18 protein-coding genes and 1 tRNA gene are annotated in these 16,800 nt (G+C 72.0%); 8 read left to right on the top strand and 11 right to left on the bottom strand.

All coding sequences use genetic code 11. From position 1 onward, the window contains the following. Positions 1-4: 4 nt before the first annotated feature. The 3 genes from ACZ6H8_RS06680 to ACZ6H8_RS06690 are packed head-to-tail and all read right to left on the bottom strand — an operon-like array spanning position 5 to position 3,348. Positions 5-1,219, bottom strand: a complete 1,215-nt coding sequence (locus tag ACZ6H8_RS06680) for a cysteine--1-D-myo-inosityl 2-amino-2-deoxy-alpha-D-glucopyranoside ligase (protein ID WP_464145710.1) — start codon at positions 1,217-1,219, stop codon at positions 5-7. After that, positions 1,216-2,040, bottom strand: a complete 825-nt coding sequence (locus ACZ6H8_RS06685) for an undecaprenyl-diphosphate phosphatase (protein ID WP_464145711.1) — start codon at positions 2,038-2,040, stop codon at positions 1,216-1,218. Before ACZ6H8_RS06685 ends, ACZ6H8_RS06680 begins: the two co-directional genes overlap by 4 nt. Next, complete coding sequence (locus tag ACZ6H8_RS06690; protein WP_464145712.1) at positions 2,041-3,348, bottom strand: M20/M25/M40 family metallo-hydrolase; 1,308 nt, start codon at positions 3,346-3,348, stop codon at positions 2,041-2,043. A gap of 129 nt (positions 3,349-3,477) precedes the next feature. Here ACZ6H8_RS06690 and ACZ6H8_RS06695 point away from each other — a divergent pair. The 3 genes from ACZ6H8_RS06695 (at position 3,478) to ACZ6H8_RS06705 (ending at position 4,445) form a co-directional block, all read left to right on the top strand. Beyond that, positions 3,478-3,562, top strand: a tRNA-Leu gene (locus ACZ6H8_RS06695). 157 nt (positions 3,563-3,719) lie between these two features. After that, complete coding sequence (locus ACZ6H8_RS06700) at positions 3,720-3,959, top strand: PspC domain-containing protein (RefSeq protein WP_464145714.1); 240 nt, start codon at positions 3,720-3,722, stop codon at positions 3,957-3,959. A gap of 15 nt (positions 3,960-3,974) precedes the next feature. After that, positions 3,975-4,445 carry a hypothetical protein gene (locus tag ACZ6H8_RS06705; RefSeq protein ID WP_464145715.1) on the top strand — a complete coding sequence of 157 codons (471 nt, stop codon included), beginning with the start codon at positions 3,975-3,977 and terminating at the stop codon, positions 4,443-4,445. Between the two features lie 15 nt (positions 4,446-4,460). On the opposite strand, the gene dinB is transcribed toward ACZ6H8_RS06705, so the two are convergent. Then, a complete protein-coding gene (dinB, locus tag ACZ6H8_RS06710) occupies positions 4,461-5,693 on the bottom strand; it encodes a DNA polymerase IV (RefSeq protein ID WP_464145717.1) in 1,233 nt (410 codons plus the stop codon). 101 nt (positions 5,694-5,794) lie between these two features. Here dinB and ACZ6H8_RS06715 point away from each other — a divergent pair, with 101 nt between their 5' ends. Continuing rightward, positions 5,795-6,580, top strand: coding sequence for an SGNH/GDSL hydrolase family protein (locus ACZ6H8_RS06715; protein WP_464145718.1), 786 nt, complete (start codon positions 5,795-5,797; stop codon positions 6,578-6,580). Positions 6,581-6,597: 17 nt separating this feature from the next. Here the strand turns inward: ACZ6H8_RS06715 and ACZ6H8_RS06720 are convergent, their stop codons facing one another. Together ACZ6H8_RS06720 and ACZ6H8_RS06725 are read right to left on the bottom strand one after the other, a co-directional pair. After that, on the bottom strand, positions 6,598-7,836 hold the full coding sequence (locus tag ACZ6H8_RS06720) for a D-alanyl-D-alanine carboxypeptidase family protein (RefSeq protein ID WP_464145720.1): 1,239 nt from the start codon (positions 7,834-7,836) through the stop codon (positions 6,598-6,600). After that, complete coding sequence (locus tag ACZ6H8_RS06725) at positions 7,833-8,636, bottom strand: TrmH family RNA methyltransferase (protein WP_464145722.1); 804 nt, start codon at positions 8,634-8,636, stop codon at positions 7,833-7,835. The genes ACZ6H8_RS06720 and ACZ6H8_RS06725 overlap by 4 nt, the downstream gene beginning before the upstream one ends. Positions 8,637-8,686: 50 nt before the next feature. Here ACZ6H8_RS06725 and ACZ6H8_RS06730 point away from each other — a divergent pair, with 50 nt between their 5' ends. Next, positions 8,687-9,508: a Sir2 family NAD-dependent protein deacetylase gene (locus ACZ6H8_RS06730; protein ID WP_464145724.1), complete on the top strand. Its 822-nt coding sequence runs from the start codon at positions 8,687-8,689 to the stop codon at positions 9,506-9,508. A 21-nt stretch (positions 9,509-9,529) separates the two neighbouring features. Here the strand turns inward: ACZ6H8_RS06730 and ACZ6H8_RS06735 are convergent, their stop codons facing one another. Together ACZ6H8_RS06735 and ACZ6H8_RS06740 are read right to left on the bottom strand one after the other, a co-directional pair. After that, positions 9,530-10,612, bottom strand: coding sequence for a glycosyltransferase family 4 protein (locus ACZ6H8_RS06735; protein ID WP_464145726.1), 1,083 nt, complete (start codon positions 10,610-10,612; stop codon positions 9,530-9,532). After that, a complete protein-coding gene (locus tag ACZ6H8_RS06740) occupies positions 10,609-11,484 on the bottom strand; it encodes an alpha/beta fold hydrolase (protein WP_464145727.1) in 876 nt (291 codons plus the stop codon). Before ACZ6H8_RS06740 ends, ACZ6H8_RS06735 begins: the two co-directional genes overlap by 4 nt. Positions 11,485-11,546: 62 nt before the next feature. Between ACZ6H8_RS06740 and ACZ6H8_RS06745 the strand changes: the two genes are divergently transcribed. Beyond that, positions 11,547-12,362, top strand: coding sequence for an exonuclease domain-containing protein (locus ACZ6H8_RS06745; RefSeq protein ID WP_464145729.1), 816 nt, complete (start codon positions 11,547-11,549; stop codon positions 12,360-12,362). 97 nt (positions 12,363-12,459) lie between these two features. Here the strand turns inward: ACZ6H8_RS06745 and ACZ6H8_RS06750 are convergent, their stop codons facing one another. From ACZ6H8_RS06750 to glgA, 3 genes are all read right to left on the bottom strand, one after another. Continuing rightward, positions 12,460-12,708 (bottom strand): type B 50S ribosomal protein L31, encoded by a 249-nt coding sequence (locus tag ACZ6H8_RS06750; protein WP_464145730.1) that lies wholly within the window; start codon positions 12,706-12,708, stop codon positions 12,460-12,462. A gap of 104 nt (positions 12,709-12,812) precedes the next feature. Next, on the bottom strand, positions 12,813-13,595 hold the full coding sequence (locus tag ACZ6H8_RS06755) for an ABC transporter ATP-binding protein (RefSeq protein ID WP_464145732.1): 783 nt from the start codon (positions 13,593-13,595) through the stop codon (positions 12,813-12,815). Positions 13,596-13,647: 52 nt separating this feature from the next. Then, entirely contained in the window at positions 13,648-14,844 is a 1,197-nt protein-coding gene (gene glgA, locus ACZ6H8_RS06760; RefSeq protein WP_464145734.1) for a glycogen synthase, read from the bottom strand. Between the two features lie 76 nt (positions 14,845-14,920). On the opposite strand from glgA, the gene glgC reads away from it, so the two are divergent. Next, a complete protein-coding gene (gene glgC / locus ACZ6H8_RS06765) occupies positions 14,921-16,159 on the top strand; it encodes a glucose-1-phosphate adenylyltransferase (protein ID WP_464145735.1) in 1,239 nt (412 codons plus the stop codon). Then, positions 16,156-16,800, top strand: a 645-nt coding sequence (gene serB, locus ACZ6H8_RS06770) for a phosphoserine phosphatase SerB (RefSeq protein WP_464145737.1), incomplete at its 3' end; no start/stop codon positions are given. The genes glgC and serB, both read left to right, overlap by 4 nt.

The raw sequence follows: 16,800 nt of genomic DNA on the forward strand, positions 1-16,800 counted from the left end.
GCCGTCAGCGCAGCCGCACGCCCAGCAGCGCGTCGATCGCGTCGATCGACTCGTCGTCGGCGGGCGCGCGCGCGACGAAGGCGTCGACCGCCTGCAGCGCGGCGGGCGTGTCGAGGTCGTGGTGCAGCGTGTACCGCAGCCACTCGAGCACCGAGTCCTCCTGCGACGGATCCTCGGGGGGCACCTGCGCCCACGCCGTCCAGGCATCCAGGCGCTCGTTCGCGACGCGCAGATCGTCGTCGGTCCACTCCCAGTCGCTGCGCCAATGGTGGTCGAGCAACGCCAGACGGATGGCCGCCGGCCGCACGCCCTCGTCGAGGAGCACGCGCACCTTCACGAGGTTGCCGAGCGACTTCGACATCTTCTCGCCCTGGTACGCGACCATGCCCGCGTTCGCGCGCGCATCGCTGAAGAGCGTCGCGCCGAGCGCGAGCGCGTGATGCGCCTGCATCTCCTGATGCGGGAAGCGCAGGTCGACCCCGCCTGCCGCGACCGTGAAGGGCGCGCCGAGCTCGGCCATGGCGATGACGGTGCATTCGAGGTGCCAGCCCGGCCGACCGCGACCGACGGCCGAGTCCCACGCGGGCTCCCCCGGCCGTTCGGCGCGCCACAGCAGCGGATCGAGCGGGTCGCGCTTGCCTGCGCGATCCGGGTCGCCGCCGTGCTCGCGCGCCAGGTGCAGCATCGCGTCGCGGTCGGTGCGGCTGCCGAGGCCCAGCGGATAGGCCCGCTGCCTGGTCGTGTCGAAGTAGACGTCGTCGTCGACGAGATACGCGTCGCCCGTGCCGAGCAGCCTGGCGACGGCATCCGCGATCTCGTCGATCCGCTCGGTCACCGCGATCCACGAGTCCGGCGGCAGGATGCGCAGCGCCGCCATGTCGAGCCGGAACACCTCCTGCTCGCGCTCGGCGAGCGCTCGCCAGTCGACGCCGTCGCGCGTCGCACGCTCGAGCAGCGGGTCGTCGACGTCGGTCGAGTTCATCGCGGTGCGCACGTCGAGTCCGGCATCGAGCCACACGCGCGTGAGGGTGTCGGACGCGAGGTAGGTCGCCGCGTGCCCGATGTGCGTCGCGTCGTACGGCGTGATGCCGCACGTGTACATCGAGGCACCGCCCGTCGCGGGGACGACCCGTGCGGCGTCGGTCTTCGCGTCGTGCAGCAGCGGCCGCTCCCCACGACCGGGCAGGCTCGGCACGGCCGCCCGCTCCCACGCCCTCACGCGGCGATCCAGCCTGCGCCGAGGGCGATGAGCAGCACCGTGCCGAGCGCGACGCGGTAGATCACGAACGGCAGGAACGAGCGCTTCGAGATGTACGCCATGAGGAAGCGGATGACGGCGAGGCCGACGAGGAACGCGACGATGGTCGCCGCGATCGTCGGACCCCAGCCGTAGCCGGCTCCGCCCGGCTCGGTGAGCGCCTGGTACGTCTCGTAGAGGCCTGCGCCGAACACGGCTGGGATCGCCAGCAGGAACGCGTACTTCGCCGCCGCCGGCCGCTCGTAGCCGAGGGCGCGACCCATGGTCGTCGTCGCCCCCGAACGCGAGACGCCGGGGATGAGCGAGAGCACCTGCGCGAACCCCACGAGGATGCCGTCGCGGTACGTGATCTCCTTGAGGCCCTTGTCGCGCCTGCCGAGCAGGTCGGCGACGCCGAGGATGAGGCCGAAGACGATGAGCACGGTCGCCGTGATCCACAGCGACCGCAGCTGGTCGCGGATGAGGCTCTGGAACAGGACGCCGGCGAGCACGATCGGCACCGTGCCGATGATCACGAGCCAGCCCATCCGCACGTCGGGGTCGTCCTTCGGCACCGTGCCGCGCAGCGCACCGAACCACCGGCTGACGATGCGGGTGATGTCGCGCCAGAAGAACAGCACGACCGCGAGCTCCGTGCCGATCTGCGTGATCGCCGTGAACGTCGCGCCCGGATCCTCCGCCAACGCCAGCCCCGCGATGCGCAGGTGCGCGCTCGACGAGATCGGCAGGAACTCCGTCGCGCCCTGCAGGATGCCCAGCAGGATCGCCTCGATCCAGTCCATCTACAGCTCCTGCAGCAGGTCGGCCAGCACTGCCGTGCCGAAGTCGAGGGCGTCGAGCGGCACGCGCTCGTCGACGCCGTGGAACATGGCGGCGAAGTCGAGCTCGGGCGTGAGCCGCAGCGGTGCGAAGCCGTAGCCTGCGATGCCGAGACGCGAGAGCGCCTTGTTGTCGGTGCCGCCGGAGAGCATGTACGGCAGCACCGGGGCATCGGGGTCGTGCCTGCGCAGCGCCGCGACCATCGCCTCGACGGCCTCGCCTGCGAACGGCACCTCGAGGCCCACGTCCTGCCGCACGATGTCGAGCTCGACGTCGTCCGCCGCCTCGGCGACGATGCGGCGCGCCGTCTCGAGCGCCTCCTCCTCGCGGCCGGGCAGCGTGCGCATGTCGATGCGCGCCTCGGCCGTGCCGGGGATCACGTTGTGCTTGTAGCCGGCATCGAGCATCGTCGGGTTCGCCGTCGTGCGCAGGCTCGCGCGCAGGAACCGCGACATGCCGCCCGTGCGCAGCGCCACCTCGTCGGGGCCCAGCTCCTCGACGTCGACGTCGAGCAGGGCCGCGACCTGGTCGACGAGCGCTCGGGTCGTGTCCGTGAGCTCGACGGGGAAGTCGTGCTCGCCGAGCGCGGCGACGGCGCGTGCGAGCTTCGTGACGGCGTTGTCGCGCATGACCTGCGAGCCGTGCGCCGCCGTGCCCGTCGCGCGCAGCCGGATCCACAGCAGCGACTTCTCGGCCGTCTGCAGCAGGTACGCGCGGCGCCCGTCGAGCGTGATCGAGAATCCGCCGACCTCGCTGATCGCCATCGACGCGCCCGCGAAGACCTCGGGATGGTGCTCGACGAGCCAGTGCGCCCCGTAGGCGCCGCCGTCCTCCTCGTCTGCGAAGAAGCCGAGGATGATGCGCCTTCGCGGCTGCACGCCCGCCTCGACGAGCTGCCGCACCGCCTGCAGCATCATCGCGACCATGTCCTTCATGTCGACGGCGCCGCGACCCCACAGCATGCCGTCCTGCACGACCCCCTCGAACGGGTCGACGCTCCACTGCGCCGCGTCGGCGGGCACGACGTCGAGGTGGCCGTGCAGCACGAGCGCTGGCAGGCTCGGGTCGGATCCGGCGAGCTCGGCGACGACGCTGTGCCTGCCGGGCGCAGCCTCGAACGTGCGACTCGCGATGCCGAGGTCGGCGAGGAACGCGGCGACGTACGCGGCGGCGTCCGCCTCGCCGTTCGAGCGACCCTCGCCGAAGTTCTGCGTGTCGAATCGGATGAGATCGCGGGCGATGGCGGCGGTCGGCGAGAGCTCGTGGGGCACCGGTCAAGGCTAGTCGCGACCGGCGGCGCCCGGCGTCATCCCCACGCCCCGCGCGACGGACGCACGTGGTCGGGATGGCCCGTCGATGCGTGCTAGTGTCTTCCTCGGTCCTGCAAGGGACCGACACCTGCGCGGGTGGCGGAAATGGCAGACGCGCTAGCTTGAGGTGCTAGTGCCCGTATAGGGCGTGGGGGTTCAAGTCCCCCCTCGCGCACGATCGGCCCGGAGCCCATGGCTCCGGGCCTTCGTCGTCTCCGGCGGCACGTGCCGCAACGTGCGCGGGCCCGGCGTTCGCGAGCGGCGGACGCCGCGGAGGCCCGCTGGACCCCGGGCAGGGCGGCAGCACAGGCGCGGAGCCTATGGTCGTCGTCATGAGCTTCTTCGACTCCATCCGCAGCACCGGCTTCCGGCGTGGCCCGCAGCGCATCTTCGGCGGACTCGCTGGCGGCATCGCCGCGAGCGTCGGCTGGAACGTGTGGGTCGTGCGCGTCATCGTCCTGCTGTCGTTCCTCCTGCCCGTGATCGGCTGGGTCGCCTACGCCGTCGCATGGGCGCTCACGCCCTGGCAGGACGACTCGATCCCGCTCGCCCGCTGGCTCGGGCGACGCTGAGACCAGGACGAGACGATGACCGACCACGCGGCGCAGCCGCATCGGCCCACGCCGCCGCTCGACGCGCCAGAGGAGGTCGTCGCCGAGCTCGATCGCCTCGCTGCCGTCTCGCGAGCGGCACCGGAGGATCTGGAGGCGAACGTCGCGCTCTGGCGGCAGGTGCTGCGGCTCGAGCGTTGGATCTTCATCGCGCGCGGCTCGGACGAGAGCCCGATGCCCTACGCGATCACGCTCCCCCAGGGGCCCATGGTGCTCGCGTTCACCACGGCGGAACGGGCACGTGCTGCAGGCATGGCCAACGGGCTGAGCGAGGCCGAGGCGGGGCGTCTGCTCGCCACGCCGCTGCCGGGCGCGATCGAGTGGGCTGCGGCGCTGCAGGGCGTCGGCATCGCCGCCCTCGCCTTCGACCACGGGTTCTCTGGGCCCTTCGCACCGCTGTCGAACCTCGTGCCCATGCGCGACTTCTTCGCCGCGAACCCCGCCTGACGGCCTGCCTGCACGCTACTGGCCGGTGTCCTCGCGCTTGCGCTCGCGCCGCAGCATCGAGGCAGGCGTCACCGCGAGCGAGCCGAAGCGGTCGTGCACGGCGTCGACCGCACGCTCCGCGCTGCCCCAGTCCTCGGAGTCGTCCCACAGCAGCCCGGCGTCGGACGGGTCGGACAGCTGCGACATCTGCACGCCCAGCAGCCGCACGGGCGTGGGGTCGTCGAGCTCGTCGAGCAACGCCCACGCCGTCTCGACGATGACGCGCGTGACGTCGGTGCCATCGGGCAGCGTGCGAGAGCGGGTGATGGTGCGGAAGTCGTGGAATCGCACGCGCAGGGTCACGGTGCGGCCCACGGCGCCCGCGGCGCGCAGCCGCCTGCCCACGCCCGTGCCGAGGCGAAGGATCTCGCTGCGCAGGTCGTCGCGGTCGGTCACGTCGTGCCCGAAGGTGTGGTTGTGGCCCATGGAGCGCTCGCGCGGCCGCTCGTGCACCGCGCGCACGTCGCGTGCCCATGCGAGGGCATGCAGGTGCGGCCCCATCGCCTGCCCGAACCAGCCGGTGAGCGTCGACTGCGGCGTGTGGGCCACGTCGGCCACCGTGCGCAGGCCGTAGCGCTCGAGACGCTCCTGCGTGCGCTCCCCCACGCCCCACAGGGCGCTGACCGGCTGCGGGTGGAGGAACTCGACGACCTGATCGGCGGGCACGACGAGCAGGCCGTCCGGCTTCGCCCTGCCGGAGGCGAGCTTGGCGATGAACTTCGTCGACGACGCGCCCACGGAGGCGACGAGACCCGTCTCGGCCTGCACGCGCTCGCGGATGCGCGTGCCGATCGCGACGGCACCGCCCAGCAGGCGCCGAGCGCCCGCGACGTCGACGAAGGCCTCGTCGATGCCGAGGCGCTCGACCGCTGGCGAGAAGTCGTCGAGGATCGCCATCGTCTGCTGCGACAGCCGCTGATAGAGCGCGAAGTCGGGCTCGAGGATGATGGCGTTCGGGCACTGCTGCAGCGCACGCCCCATCGGCATGGCCGAGTGCACTCCGTAGCGCCTCGCCTCGTACGTCGCCGCCGTGACGACCGAGCGCGACGAGTCGTGCCCGATGACGACGGGCAGCCCGCGCAGGTCGGGGCGGGCGAGGAGCGACGCGGTCGCGAAGAACGCGTCGAGGTCGACGTGCAGGATCGTCGCCGACGAGTCGTCGACGTCGGGGCTCGAGACCATGCGGTTCGAGCCGTCCTGCTTGCTCACATGCCCATCGTCGCAGGCACCACCGACGTCATCCTCTCCGCCGAGCGATGTCCGACCTTGGGCGGATGCGACGCCCGGGCTCGTCGTGCCAGCATCGAGGCATGCAGCACCCCTGGACCAGGTACGTCGCGATCGGGGACTCCTTCACCGAGGGCGTCGGCGACGACGAGCCGACGCTCCCCAACGGGGTGCGCGGCTGGGCCGACCGCGTCGCGGAGGAGCTCGCCAGGACGCAGCCCGACCTCGCATACGCCAACCTCGCGATCCGCGGTCGGCTCCTCGACCAGATCGCTGCCGAGCAGATCGACGCGGCGCTCGCGCTGCGGCCCGACCTCATCTCGATCTCCGCAGGCGGCAACGACCTGCTGCGCCCCGGCGCCGACCCCGACCGCGTCGCCGGTCGACTCGAGCAGGCGATCGAGCGGCTCACGGTCGACGGCGCGACCGTCGTGCTCTTCAACGGTCCCGACATCGGCATGACGCCCGTGCTGCGCTCCATCCGAGGCCGCGTCGCGATCTACAACTGCAACCTCGCAGCCCTCGCCCGCAGGCACGATGCCGTCGTGGCCGACATGTGGGCGGCGACCGAGCTGCAGGACGCGCGGATGTGGGCGCCCGACCGGCTGCACTTCTCGCCGCTGGGCCACCACCGCATCGCGATGCTCGTGCTCGATGCGCTCGGCGTCGAGCACGATCTGCATCCGCAGCATCCGGAGCCGCTGCCGCGTCGCACGTGGCGGCAGGCCGCGAGCGAGGACATCGTGTGGGCGCGCGAGTTCTTCGGGCCGTGGGTCGTGCGGCGGATCACCGGTCGCTCCTCCGGCGACGAGATCCGCCCGAAGCGTCCGCTCGCCGAGCCCGTGCTGCGCGACGCCGACGACGCCTAGGTGCCGCGCGACGAGGCTCAGTCGTCGGCGAGCCCCAGCAGCACGAGCGGGTTCGACAGTCGCCACAGCAGGTCGGGCTCGGGGATGCGCGACGCCGTGACGGTCGTCGACAGGTCGGTGCCCGCGACCGACACGGTGCCGACCTGCATCGAGCCGACGCCCGTGCGCACCGGCTGCACGTCGAGGACGAGCTCGATCGGCTGCGCGACCCACGCGATGGTCGTGATGGCGGCATCCGTCGTCGCGTTCGACGTCTCGCCCCACGCGGACGTGCTCGTCGCCACGACCGTGTCGGCCGCGAGCACGTCGCGCGGCTGCACGTTCTGCCACAGGCTCTCCACGAGCGCGATCGTCGCGGCGTCGCGGTCGTCCTCCGACACCTGGCCGAGCACGACGACGACGGCACGCAGCTCGCGGCCCTCGACGTTCGACGTCGCAGACACGAGCAGGTTGCGTCCCGAGACGAACAGCGTGCCCGTCTTGCCCGCGTCGATGCCGGAGGTGCCCAGCAGGCTGTTCGTGCTCGACTGCACGCCGAGGCCGGGCACGGTCACCGACGGCATGCCCATCGCCGCGGCGACGATCGGATCGGCCATGGCGAGCTGCCCGAGCCGCACCATGTCGGCGGGCGAGGCGACCGAGTCGAGCGAGAGTCCGGCGGCGTCGGCGACGACCATCGTCGAGAGCCCCTGCCGCGCGGCCCAGTCGCTCGCTGCGACGAGGAAGGCGTCGATCGAGCCGAAGCCCCACCTGGCGAGCGTCATCGCGGCGTTCGCAGACGACGCGACGATCGCGGCGTCGACGAGGTCGGCCTGCGTCGCCGTCTGCCCGGGGCGCACGGGGTAGTACGGCGCGGCCTCGTCGAACGCGGTCTGCATGAAGGCGACGTCCTCGTCGTCGAGCGTGATCGCGGCGCCCTCGTCGGCGACGATCGGATGCGTCTCGAGCACGACGAGCACCGTGGCGAGCTTCGTGATGCTCGCCATGGGCAGCGCGCCCTCGCCCGTGGTCCCCTCCGCACCCTCGATGCCGTCGATCGCGAAGGCGGCGGCGCCCGACGCGGGCCACGCGAGCAGCGGGTCGCCGATCGCGGGCGACTCGAGCGGCGCCTCGTCGCTCGCGACGGCTGGCAGCGGCGCGAAGGTGAGGAAGCCGACGCCGCCGACGATCGCGATGAGCACGAGCACGACGAGCGCACGCAGCAGGTGCACCCACGCGGGGGTGCGCTGCTGCGTCGCCGCCGTGACGTAGGTCATGCGTGCAGCGCCGCCCAGAGCGCGACGGCGCTCGTCGCGGCGACGTTCAGCGAGTCGACGCCGTTGTGCATCGGGATGCGCACCACGACGTCCGATGCGGCGAGCGCGTCGCGGCCGAGGCCGTGTCCCTCGTTGCCGAGCACGATCGCAACGCGCTCCGGCCGGTCGCGACGCCAGTCGGCCAGGTCGACGGCGTCGTCGGCGAGCGCGAGCGACGCGACCTGGAAGCCTGCGTCGCGCAGCATCGGGCCCGCCTCGGACCAGGCGGGGATGCGGGTCCACGGCACCTGCAGCACCGTGCCCATGCTCACGCGGACCGCACGTCGGTAGAGCGGGTCGGAGCATGTGGAGGTCACGAGCACGGCATCCGCCCCGAGCCCTGCGACGCTGCGGAACGCGGCTCCGACGTTCGTGTGGTCGACGAGGCCGTCGAGCACGACGACGACCTTCGCGTCGCGCAGCACCTCCGCGACGGTCGGCAGCACGGGACGCTGCATCGCGGCGAGCGCACCGCGATGCAGGTGGAAGCCGATGAGGGTCGCCAGCTGCGACTCCTCGCCGACGAAGACGGGGATGTCGAGATGGCCGACGAGCGCCTCCACGTCCGGCAGCCAGCGCTCGGTCACGAGCACCGACCGCGGCGTGTGGCCGGCGCGGAGGGCACGGCCGAGCACCGTCTGCGACTCGGCCATGTACAGGCCCCGCTCGACCTCCTTGACCGTGCGCAGCTGCACGTCGGTGAGCCCGACGTAGTCGATGAGTCGCGGGTCGTCGAGCGACGTGATGCGCACGATGTCCATGGGCCTCCCTCCGTGCCGGTCCAGGCTACGTGTGTCCGTAGGATCGGAGGGTGCTCGACACTGCGATCGCAAGACTCGGCCTCGGTCCCATCGCCGTCATCACGGGCGCGGGGATCTCGACCGACAGCGGCATCCCCGACTACCGCGGTGCGGGCGCGCCGCCGCGCAACCCCATGCAGCTCGACCGCTTCCTCGCGTCGGAGCATGCGCGACGCCGGTACTGGGCCGGCAGCCACCTGGGGTGGAAGGCCTTCTCGTCGACGCAGCCCAACGGCGGCCACCGCGCCATCGCGCGGCTGGAGGCCGCCGGGCTCGTGACGGGCATCGCGACGCAGAACGTCGACGACCTGCACGAGAAGGCTGGCAGCCGCGACGTCACCCACCTGCACGGCGCGAACGCGACCGTCACCTGCCGCGCGTGCGGCTCGCGCTTCCCTCGCGACGTCGTCGCCGACCGCATCACCGAGCAGAACCCGTGGATCAGCGTGCCCGACCAGGTGCGGATGAACCCCGACGGCGACGTCGACCTCGAGGGCAACCCCGACTTCGTCGTGCCCGTGTGCTTCGTGTGCGGCGGCATGCTCAAGCCCGACGTGGTGTTCTTCGGCGAGCTCGTGCCCACGCACGTGTTCCACGAGGCAGACATGGCCGTGCGGGCGGCGAGCGCCGTGCTCGTGGCCGGATCGTCGCTCGCGGTGAACACCGCGGTTCGTCTGCTCGAGGTCGCTCGCAGGCGCGAGCTGCCGATCGTGATCGTCAACCGCGGGCCGACGAAGTGGGACACGCGAGCGAGCGTGCGCATCGACGCCGGCACGACCGAGACGCTCACCGAGATCGCCGACGCGCTGGCTCCCTCGCCGCACGCGTCGTAGTCGACGCGCCTGCGATGCGGGCTACCTGGTGCCGCGCCGCGAGGATCGCGCGGCGACCGTGGCCTCGAGCGCCGCGTGCAGGGCGTCGGCGGACGCATCCCACGTGAACGTCGCCGCCTGCGAGCGCGCCGCCGCGGAGCGCGCAGCCCACTCCCCCTCGAGTCGCAGCACGGCATCGGCGAACGCGCGCGCGTCGCCGACGGGCGCGTAGAGACCGGCGTCGCCCGCGACCTCGCGGAAGATGGGGATGTCGCTCGCGACGACGGGCACGCCGAGCATCATCGCCTCGAGCAGCGGGATGCCGAAGCCCTCGTCGCGGCTCGCGTGCACGAGCGCCGTCGCGCTCCGGAGCACCTCGGCGTACTCGTCGTCGGTGACGCCGTCGTGCACGACGATGCTCGCGGCGGGGGCGAGGGCACGCAGCCGCGCCTCCTCGCCTGCCGGGATGCGGCTGAGCAGGTGCAGCTCGTGGTCAGGCAGCAGCGCGGCGGCGCGCACGAGGGTGTCGACGTCCTTGTAGGGCATGAACGAGCCCATGTACACGAGCCGTCGCGTCGGCGGCGTGGCGTGCGTCACGGGCTCGCCGAGGGCGTCGGCGGCGTTGCGCACCACGTGCACGGGATGGGTCGTGAGTCGATGCTCGCGGACGAGGCTCGCGGTCGTGTCGGAGACGACGACCAGGGCGTCGGCGCCCCGCAGCAGCAGTCGCTGCGGCCCGTACGACAGGTGGTAGAGCCGCCAGAGGGCGCGGACGGGCGCCGGCAGGTCGCGCGGCGGCATGGGGTGCCGGTAGTAGATGAGGTCGTGCACGGTCGTCACGAGCGCCGTGCGTCGACCGATCGCCCCGATCGTCTGCATGGGCGAGTAGACGACGTCGGCGTCGACGTGGCGCAGCCTCCACGTCGCGAGCGGCTCGAGCGCACCCGTGGGGCTCGGACCCATGACGTGCGGCAGGTCGGGCAGCATGCGCAGCTGCGCGGGGTCTTGCACGAGCATCGTGACGTCTGCGCGCGCGCCCAGGCGAGCGACGAGCTCGGCCGAGAAGCGCGAGATGCCGTCGTGCCGCTCGGTGCGCACGTAGCGGCAGTCGAACAGCACCCTCACGCGTCGGCCGCCGAGAGGAACCGGCGCACGCGCGCGGCGACCTGGTCGGGCTGCTCGTAGTGCACGAGGTGCCCCGTGCCATGCAGCACGGCGAGGGTCGCGTGCGGGAAGCGCGCCGCGAGGTCGCGTTGGGCGGCGAGGGGCGTGATGTCGTCGCGATCGGCGGCGACGAGCAGCACGGGCTGCGCGACGGTGGCGGCGTAGTGGCCGACGTTCGTCGAGATCGACGTCTCGAAGCTCTCCACGACCGAGGCACGCGATGCGAATGCGGAGAAGTAGCGGTCGTGCTGATCGTGGATCCACCTGCGCATCGCCCGGTCGCGGCTCTTCGTCATCACGAGGCTCATGCCGCGCACGATGACGGGGCTCGAGAGCATCGCGTGGCCGAGCGCCTCCGGTGCGGAGGCGGCAGCGCGGTACCAGCCGAGCGTGACGCGCGACAGGATGCGCTGCGGCCCCTCGAGGGCGGGCTGCGCGATGGGGTTCACGAGCACGATGCGCTCGGCGTCGAGGCCCGCGGCCGCCGCCGCCACGACGATGGAGCCGAACGAATGGCCGAGCACGGGCGCACCGGGCGCATGCGCCGCGACGAACGCGACGAGCCACGACGCGTACGGGTCGATGCCGGAGGCCGCGGGCGGGGCGGACTCGCCGAAGCCGGGCAGGTCGGGCACGATCGCCAGGTGCCCGGTGAGGTGCGCCGCGATGGTCTCGAGCCCGTGGTGGTCGCCGCGGTACCCGTGGACGAGCACGATCGGGGGTGCTGCAGGATCGCCGTACGCGAACCACGCGGTGCGCACGCCATCGACGACGTCCTCGTGGCGAGCGACCGGCGTCGCATCCAGCAGCACCTGGAACGGCGAGTCGACCATGCATCCGAGCCTACGGGGCGCGCCTGGTGGCTCGTGTCGGCAGCCGCGGCTAGCGTGGCGCCATGATCGACCTCCAGAGCCCGCGGCCGGGCGACGCCGGAGCCATCGACGACCTCGTCACGCAGGCGCTCGCGCTGCAGGAGGCCGCCCGAGCCGACGACGTGCCTGGCGACGCATCCGGGCCCACCTCGTGGGTGTCGCGCGTCGCCGTGTTCGACCTCGAGACGACGGGCGTCGACACCTCGACCGCTCGCATCGTCACGGCCTTCCTCGGCGTGCTCGACGAGCACGGCGAGCTCGTCGAGCAGCACTCGTGGCTCGCCGACCCGGGCATCGAGATCCCCGAGGGTGCTGCCGCCATCCACGGCATCACCACCGAGCGTGCACGGGCGGAGGGCGCACCTGCGCGCGACGTCGTCGCAGCCCTCGTCGCCGAGCTGTCGAACCTCCTGCGTGCAGGCACGCCCGTGGTCGCCTACAACGCTGCCTACGACTTCACGGTGCTGCACCACGAGGCGCTGCGGCACGGCATCGCGCCGGTGCCGGAGCCCGCGCCCGTCATCGACCCGCTCGTGCTCGACAAGCAGCTCGACCGGTACCGCAAGGGCAAGCGCACGCTCGGCGTCACATGCTCCCACTACGGCGTGACCCTCGACGCGTGGCACGATGCGTCGGCAGACGCGATCGCCGCCGGCAGGCTCGCGCAGGCGATGCACGAGCTGTTCCCGCAGCTGCGCGTGCCTGCCGACGAGCTCCACGCCTCCACGATCGACTGGGCCACGCAGCAGGCCGAGTCGTTCGCGCGCTACATGCAGCAGCGCGACCCGTCGTTCGTCGCCGACCGAGGGTGGCCGATTCGCGAGGTGCGCTCGGCGTGAGCAGGCGGCGCGAGCCACGGCCGACGCGGCGACGTCGAACGCGAAGGAGGCGGGCACCCGATGGGTGCCCGCCTCCTGTCGAAGCGCGTGGGTCGGGTCAGCCGCCGAAGCCCTTGAAGCGCTTGTTGAACTTCTCGACGCGACCGGCCGAGTCCATGATGCGCTGCTTGCCCGTGTAGAACGGGTGCGACGCGCTCGAGATCTCGACGTCGATGACCGGGTACTCGACGCCGTCGAGCTCGATCGTCTTGTCGCTGTTCGTCGTCGAGCGCGTGAGGAACGTCTCGCCCGACGCGAGGTCGCGGAACACGATGTCGCGGTAGTCGGGGTGGATGCCAGTCTTCATGCTTGAACCTCGGGATGGGATTGGAAGTCGTCGGCGCGATGTCGCCAGCGACCGACTCTAGCAGAGTCAGCGACGCTCGGGCGGGCCCGACGCCGCTCGGCGCGTCAGGCTGCGCGTGCCGTGAACCGGTCGCCGTCCCTCGTCACGCGCAGGGGCGTGCCGAAGGTGCGGCTCAGGTGGTCGTCGGTGAGGATGTCCTCGATCGTGCCCGCCGCGGAGACGCGGCCGTCGGCCAGCAGCAGCACGTGCGTGAACCCCGGCGGGATCTCCTCCACGTGGTGCGTGACCATCACGAGGCCCGGCGCGAGCGGGCTCGCGGCATACTCGGCGAGCGAGCGCACGAGGCCCTCGCGTGCCCCGAGGTCGAGGCTGCCGGCCGGCTCGTCGAGCAGCATTAGCTCGGGGTCGGTCATGACGGCGCGGGCGATCTGCACGCGCTTCTGCTCGCCGTCGCTCAGCGTGCCGTAGGCGCGCTTCGACAGGCGTGCGAGCTCCCAGTCGTCCATGACGACGGCGGCACGCTCGAGGTCGACGGAGTCGTACTGCTCGTTCCACCTGCCCGTGACGGCGTAGGCGGCGGTGAGCACCGCATCGCCCACGGTCTCCTGCGGCGGGATGCGACGGCCGAGGCTCGTCGCGGCCATGCCGATGCGGGTGCGCAGCTCGAACACGTCGACGCGCCCCAGCCGCTCCCCCAGCACCTCGACGGTGCCGGTCGTCGGATGCATCGACGCCGACGCCAGCTGCAGGATCGTCGACTTGCCGGCCCCGTTGGGGCCGAGGATCACCCAGCGCTCGCTCGAGTCGACGCTCCAGCTGACCGAGTCGAGGATGCGGTTGCCGTTGCGTACGACGCTGACGTCGGCGAGATCGAGGACACGCGTCATGCCCTCGACCCTATCCGCGGCGCGCGGCACGGCAGGCCGACGCGCCCGCCGATCAGCGTGCCCGCTCGGCGACGACGGTCTCGTACAGCGCTCGGGTCTCGTCGGCGATGCGGCCCCAGTCGAAGTGGGTGCGTGCCCGCTCGCGGCCAGCCTCGCCCATGCGCCGCGCGGCCTCCGGGTCGGCGACGACGCGCGTGAGGGCCGCAGCGAGGTCGGCGACGAAGCGGTCAGGATCCGTGGGCGTCCCCGTGCCGTCCTGCACCTGGTCGATCGGCACGAGCACCCCCGTCACGCCGTCGTCGATGACCTCGGGGATGCCTCCGGTCGCGCTGCCGACGACGGCGGCGCCGCACGCCATGGCCTCGAGGTTCACGATGCCGAGCGGCTCGTAGATGCTGGGGCACACGAACGTCGTCGCGTGGCTCAGCAGCACCTGCATGTCGTGCCGCGGCAGGTGCTCGTCGATCCAGACGACGCCATCGCGCGTCTCGCGCAGCTCGTCGACGAGCGCACGCACCTCGGCGAGGATCTCCTGCGTGTCGGGAGCGCCTGCGCACAGCACGAGCTGCACGTCCTCCGGCAGCGCGCTCGCGGCGCGCAGCAGGTACGGCAGGCCCTTCTGCCGCGTGATGCGGCCGACGAACACGACCGACGGACGCTCGGGGTCGAGGCCAAGCTCGCGGGCGCGATCGGGGTCGTCGACCCGCTCCCACGCGTCGAGGTCGATGCCGTTCGTGATCGTCACGACCCGCTCGGGGTCGAGGCTCGGGTACGAGCGGAGGATGTCGGCGCGCATGCCGTCGCTCACGGCGATGACGCGGTCGGCCGCCTCGTACGCTCGTCGCTCGACGTCGCTGGAGATGCGGTAGCCGCCTGCGAGCTGCTCGGCCTTCCACGGCCGCAGCGGCTCGAGCGAGTGCGCCGTGACGACGTGCGGGATGCCGTGCAGCTCCTGTGCGAGCCTGCCGGCCTCGTTGGCGTACCAGGTGTGCGAGTGCACGACGTCGGCGCTCGCGACGGCGTCGGCGATCTGCAGGTCGACGCCGAGCGTCTGCAGCGCCGCATTCGCGTCGGCGAGCTCCGACGGCACGTCGTAGGCGGTGACGTCGGCCTCGTCGCGCTCGGCGCCGAAGCACCGCACCTGCACCTGCGTGTCGCGGCGCAGCGCCCGCACGAGCTCGGTGACGTGCACGCCAGCGCCTCCGTAGATCGCCGGCGGGTACTCCTTGGTGACGATGTCGACGCGCATGTCGTCAGCGTACGCCGCGCGCTACCAGACCGAGCAACCCCTGCGCTCCCCAGCATGCGGCAGGTAGGTTTGGGCCATGGACAAGAAGGTCTTCGGGATCGTCCTCGCCGGTGGCGAGGGAAAGCGGCTCATGCCCCTGACCGAGGACCGGGCGAAGCCCGCCGTGCCCTTCGGGGGGACGTATCGGCTCATCGACTTCGCGCTGTCGAACCTCGTGAACTCGGGGATGCGGCAGATCGTGGTGCTCACGCAGTACAAGTCGCACTCGCTCGACCGGCACATCTCGCAGATGTGGCGCATGGCGCCGCAGCTGGGCTCCTACGTCGCCTCGGTGCCCGCGCAGCAGCGCCTGGGCAAGCGCTGGTTCCAGGGCTCGGCCGACGCGATCCTCCAGTCGCTCAACCTCATCAAGGACGAGAAGCCCGACATCGTCGTCGTCGTCGGGGCCGACCACGTGTACCGCATGGACTTCCGCGACATGATCGAGGCGCACGTCGCCTCCGGTGCGCGCATGACGGTCGCGGGCATCCGCCAGCCCATCGCGCTCGCCGACCAGTTCGGCATCATCGAGGAGTCGTCGGACGGCTCCGGCAAGATCGACGCCTTCCGCGAGAAGCCGTCCGACCCGAAGCCGCTGCTCGACTCGCCCGACGAGGTGCTCGCGTCGATGGGCAACTACGTCTTCGACGCCGACGCGCTCGTGGAGGCCGTGAAGAACGACGGCGACCTCGACGACTCGAGCCACGACATGGGCGGCGACATCGTGCCGTACTTCGTCGACCGCGGCGAGGCGTTCTTCTACGACCTGCAGTCGAACACCGTGCCCGGCATGACCGACCGCGACAAGTACTACTGGCGCGACGTCGGCACGATCGAGTCGTTCTTCGACGCGCACATGGATCTCATCGCGGCGCTGCCGATCTTCAACCTGTACAACCGCCGTTGGCCGATCTACTCGGCGCAGTACAACGAGCCGCCTGCGAAGTTCACGCGCGACGAGGCCGGGCGCCCCGCCGAGGTCATCGAGTCGATCGTCTCCTCCGGCAGCGTCATCCAGGGTGCGTCGATCGTGCGCAGCGTGCTGGCGCCCTGGAACCGCGTCGACTCGGGCGCGTCGGTGTCGGATGCGGTGCTGTTCGACCAGGTGCATGTGGGCGCAGGCGCCGTCGTGCGACGCGCGATCCTCGACAAGGAGGTCGTCGTCGGGCCGGGCGTGCAGATCGGCGTCGACCACGAGCACGACAGGGCGCGCGGCTTCTCGGTGTCGGAGACGGGCATCGTGACCGTGCCGAAGGGTGTGCAGGTGCTCGCGTGAGACGAGTCGTCGTCACCGACGTCGACTCCACCCTCATCCGCGACGAGGTCATCGAGCTCATCGCCGACGCCGTCGGCCCCGACGCTCGTGCCCACGTCGAGCGCGTCACCGAGCGCGCGATGCGGGGCGAGCTCGACTTCGCCGCCTCGCTCGCCGAGCGCGTGCTCGTGCTCGAGGGTCTGCCGACGGCGGTGCTCGACGACGTCGTGCGTGCCGTGACCGTCACCGACGGCGTGCGCGAGCTCGTCGACGCCGTGCACGCGACCGGCGGGATCGTCGGCGCCGTCTCCGGCGGGTTCCACGAGGTGCTCGACCCGCTCGCGGCGACGCTGGGACTCGATCGCACGCTCGCGAACCGTCTCGGCGTCGACCGCGGACGGCTCACGGGCCGCACCGTCGGACCCGTGATCGACGCGGCCGCCAAGCGCGACGCGATGCGCAGGTGGGCGGAAGAGCTGGGCGTGCCGATGACGGCGACCGTCGCGATCGGCGACGGTGCGAACGACCTGCTCATGCTCGCCGACGCCGGGCTCGGCATCGCGTTCTGTGCGAAGCCCATCGTGCGCGAGCGGTGCGCCGTGCATGTCGACGAGCCCGACTTCCGGCACGTGCTCGCGCTGCTGGAGCCCGCGGCCGCCGGC

This window comes from Agrococcus sp. AC640b (assembly GCF_979255995.1).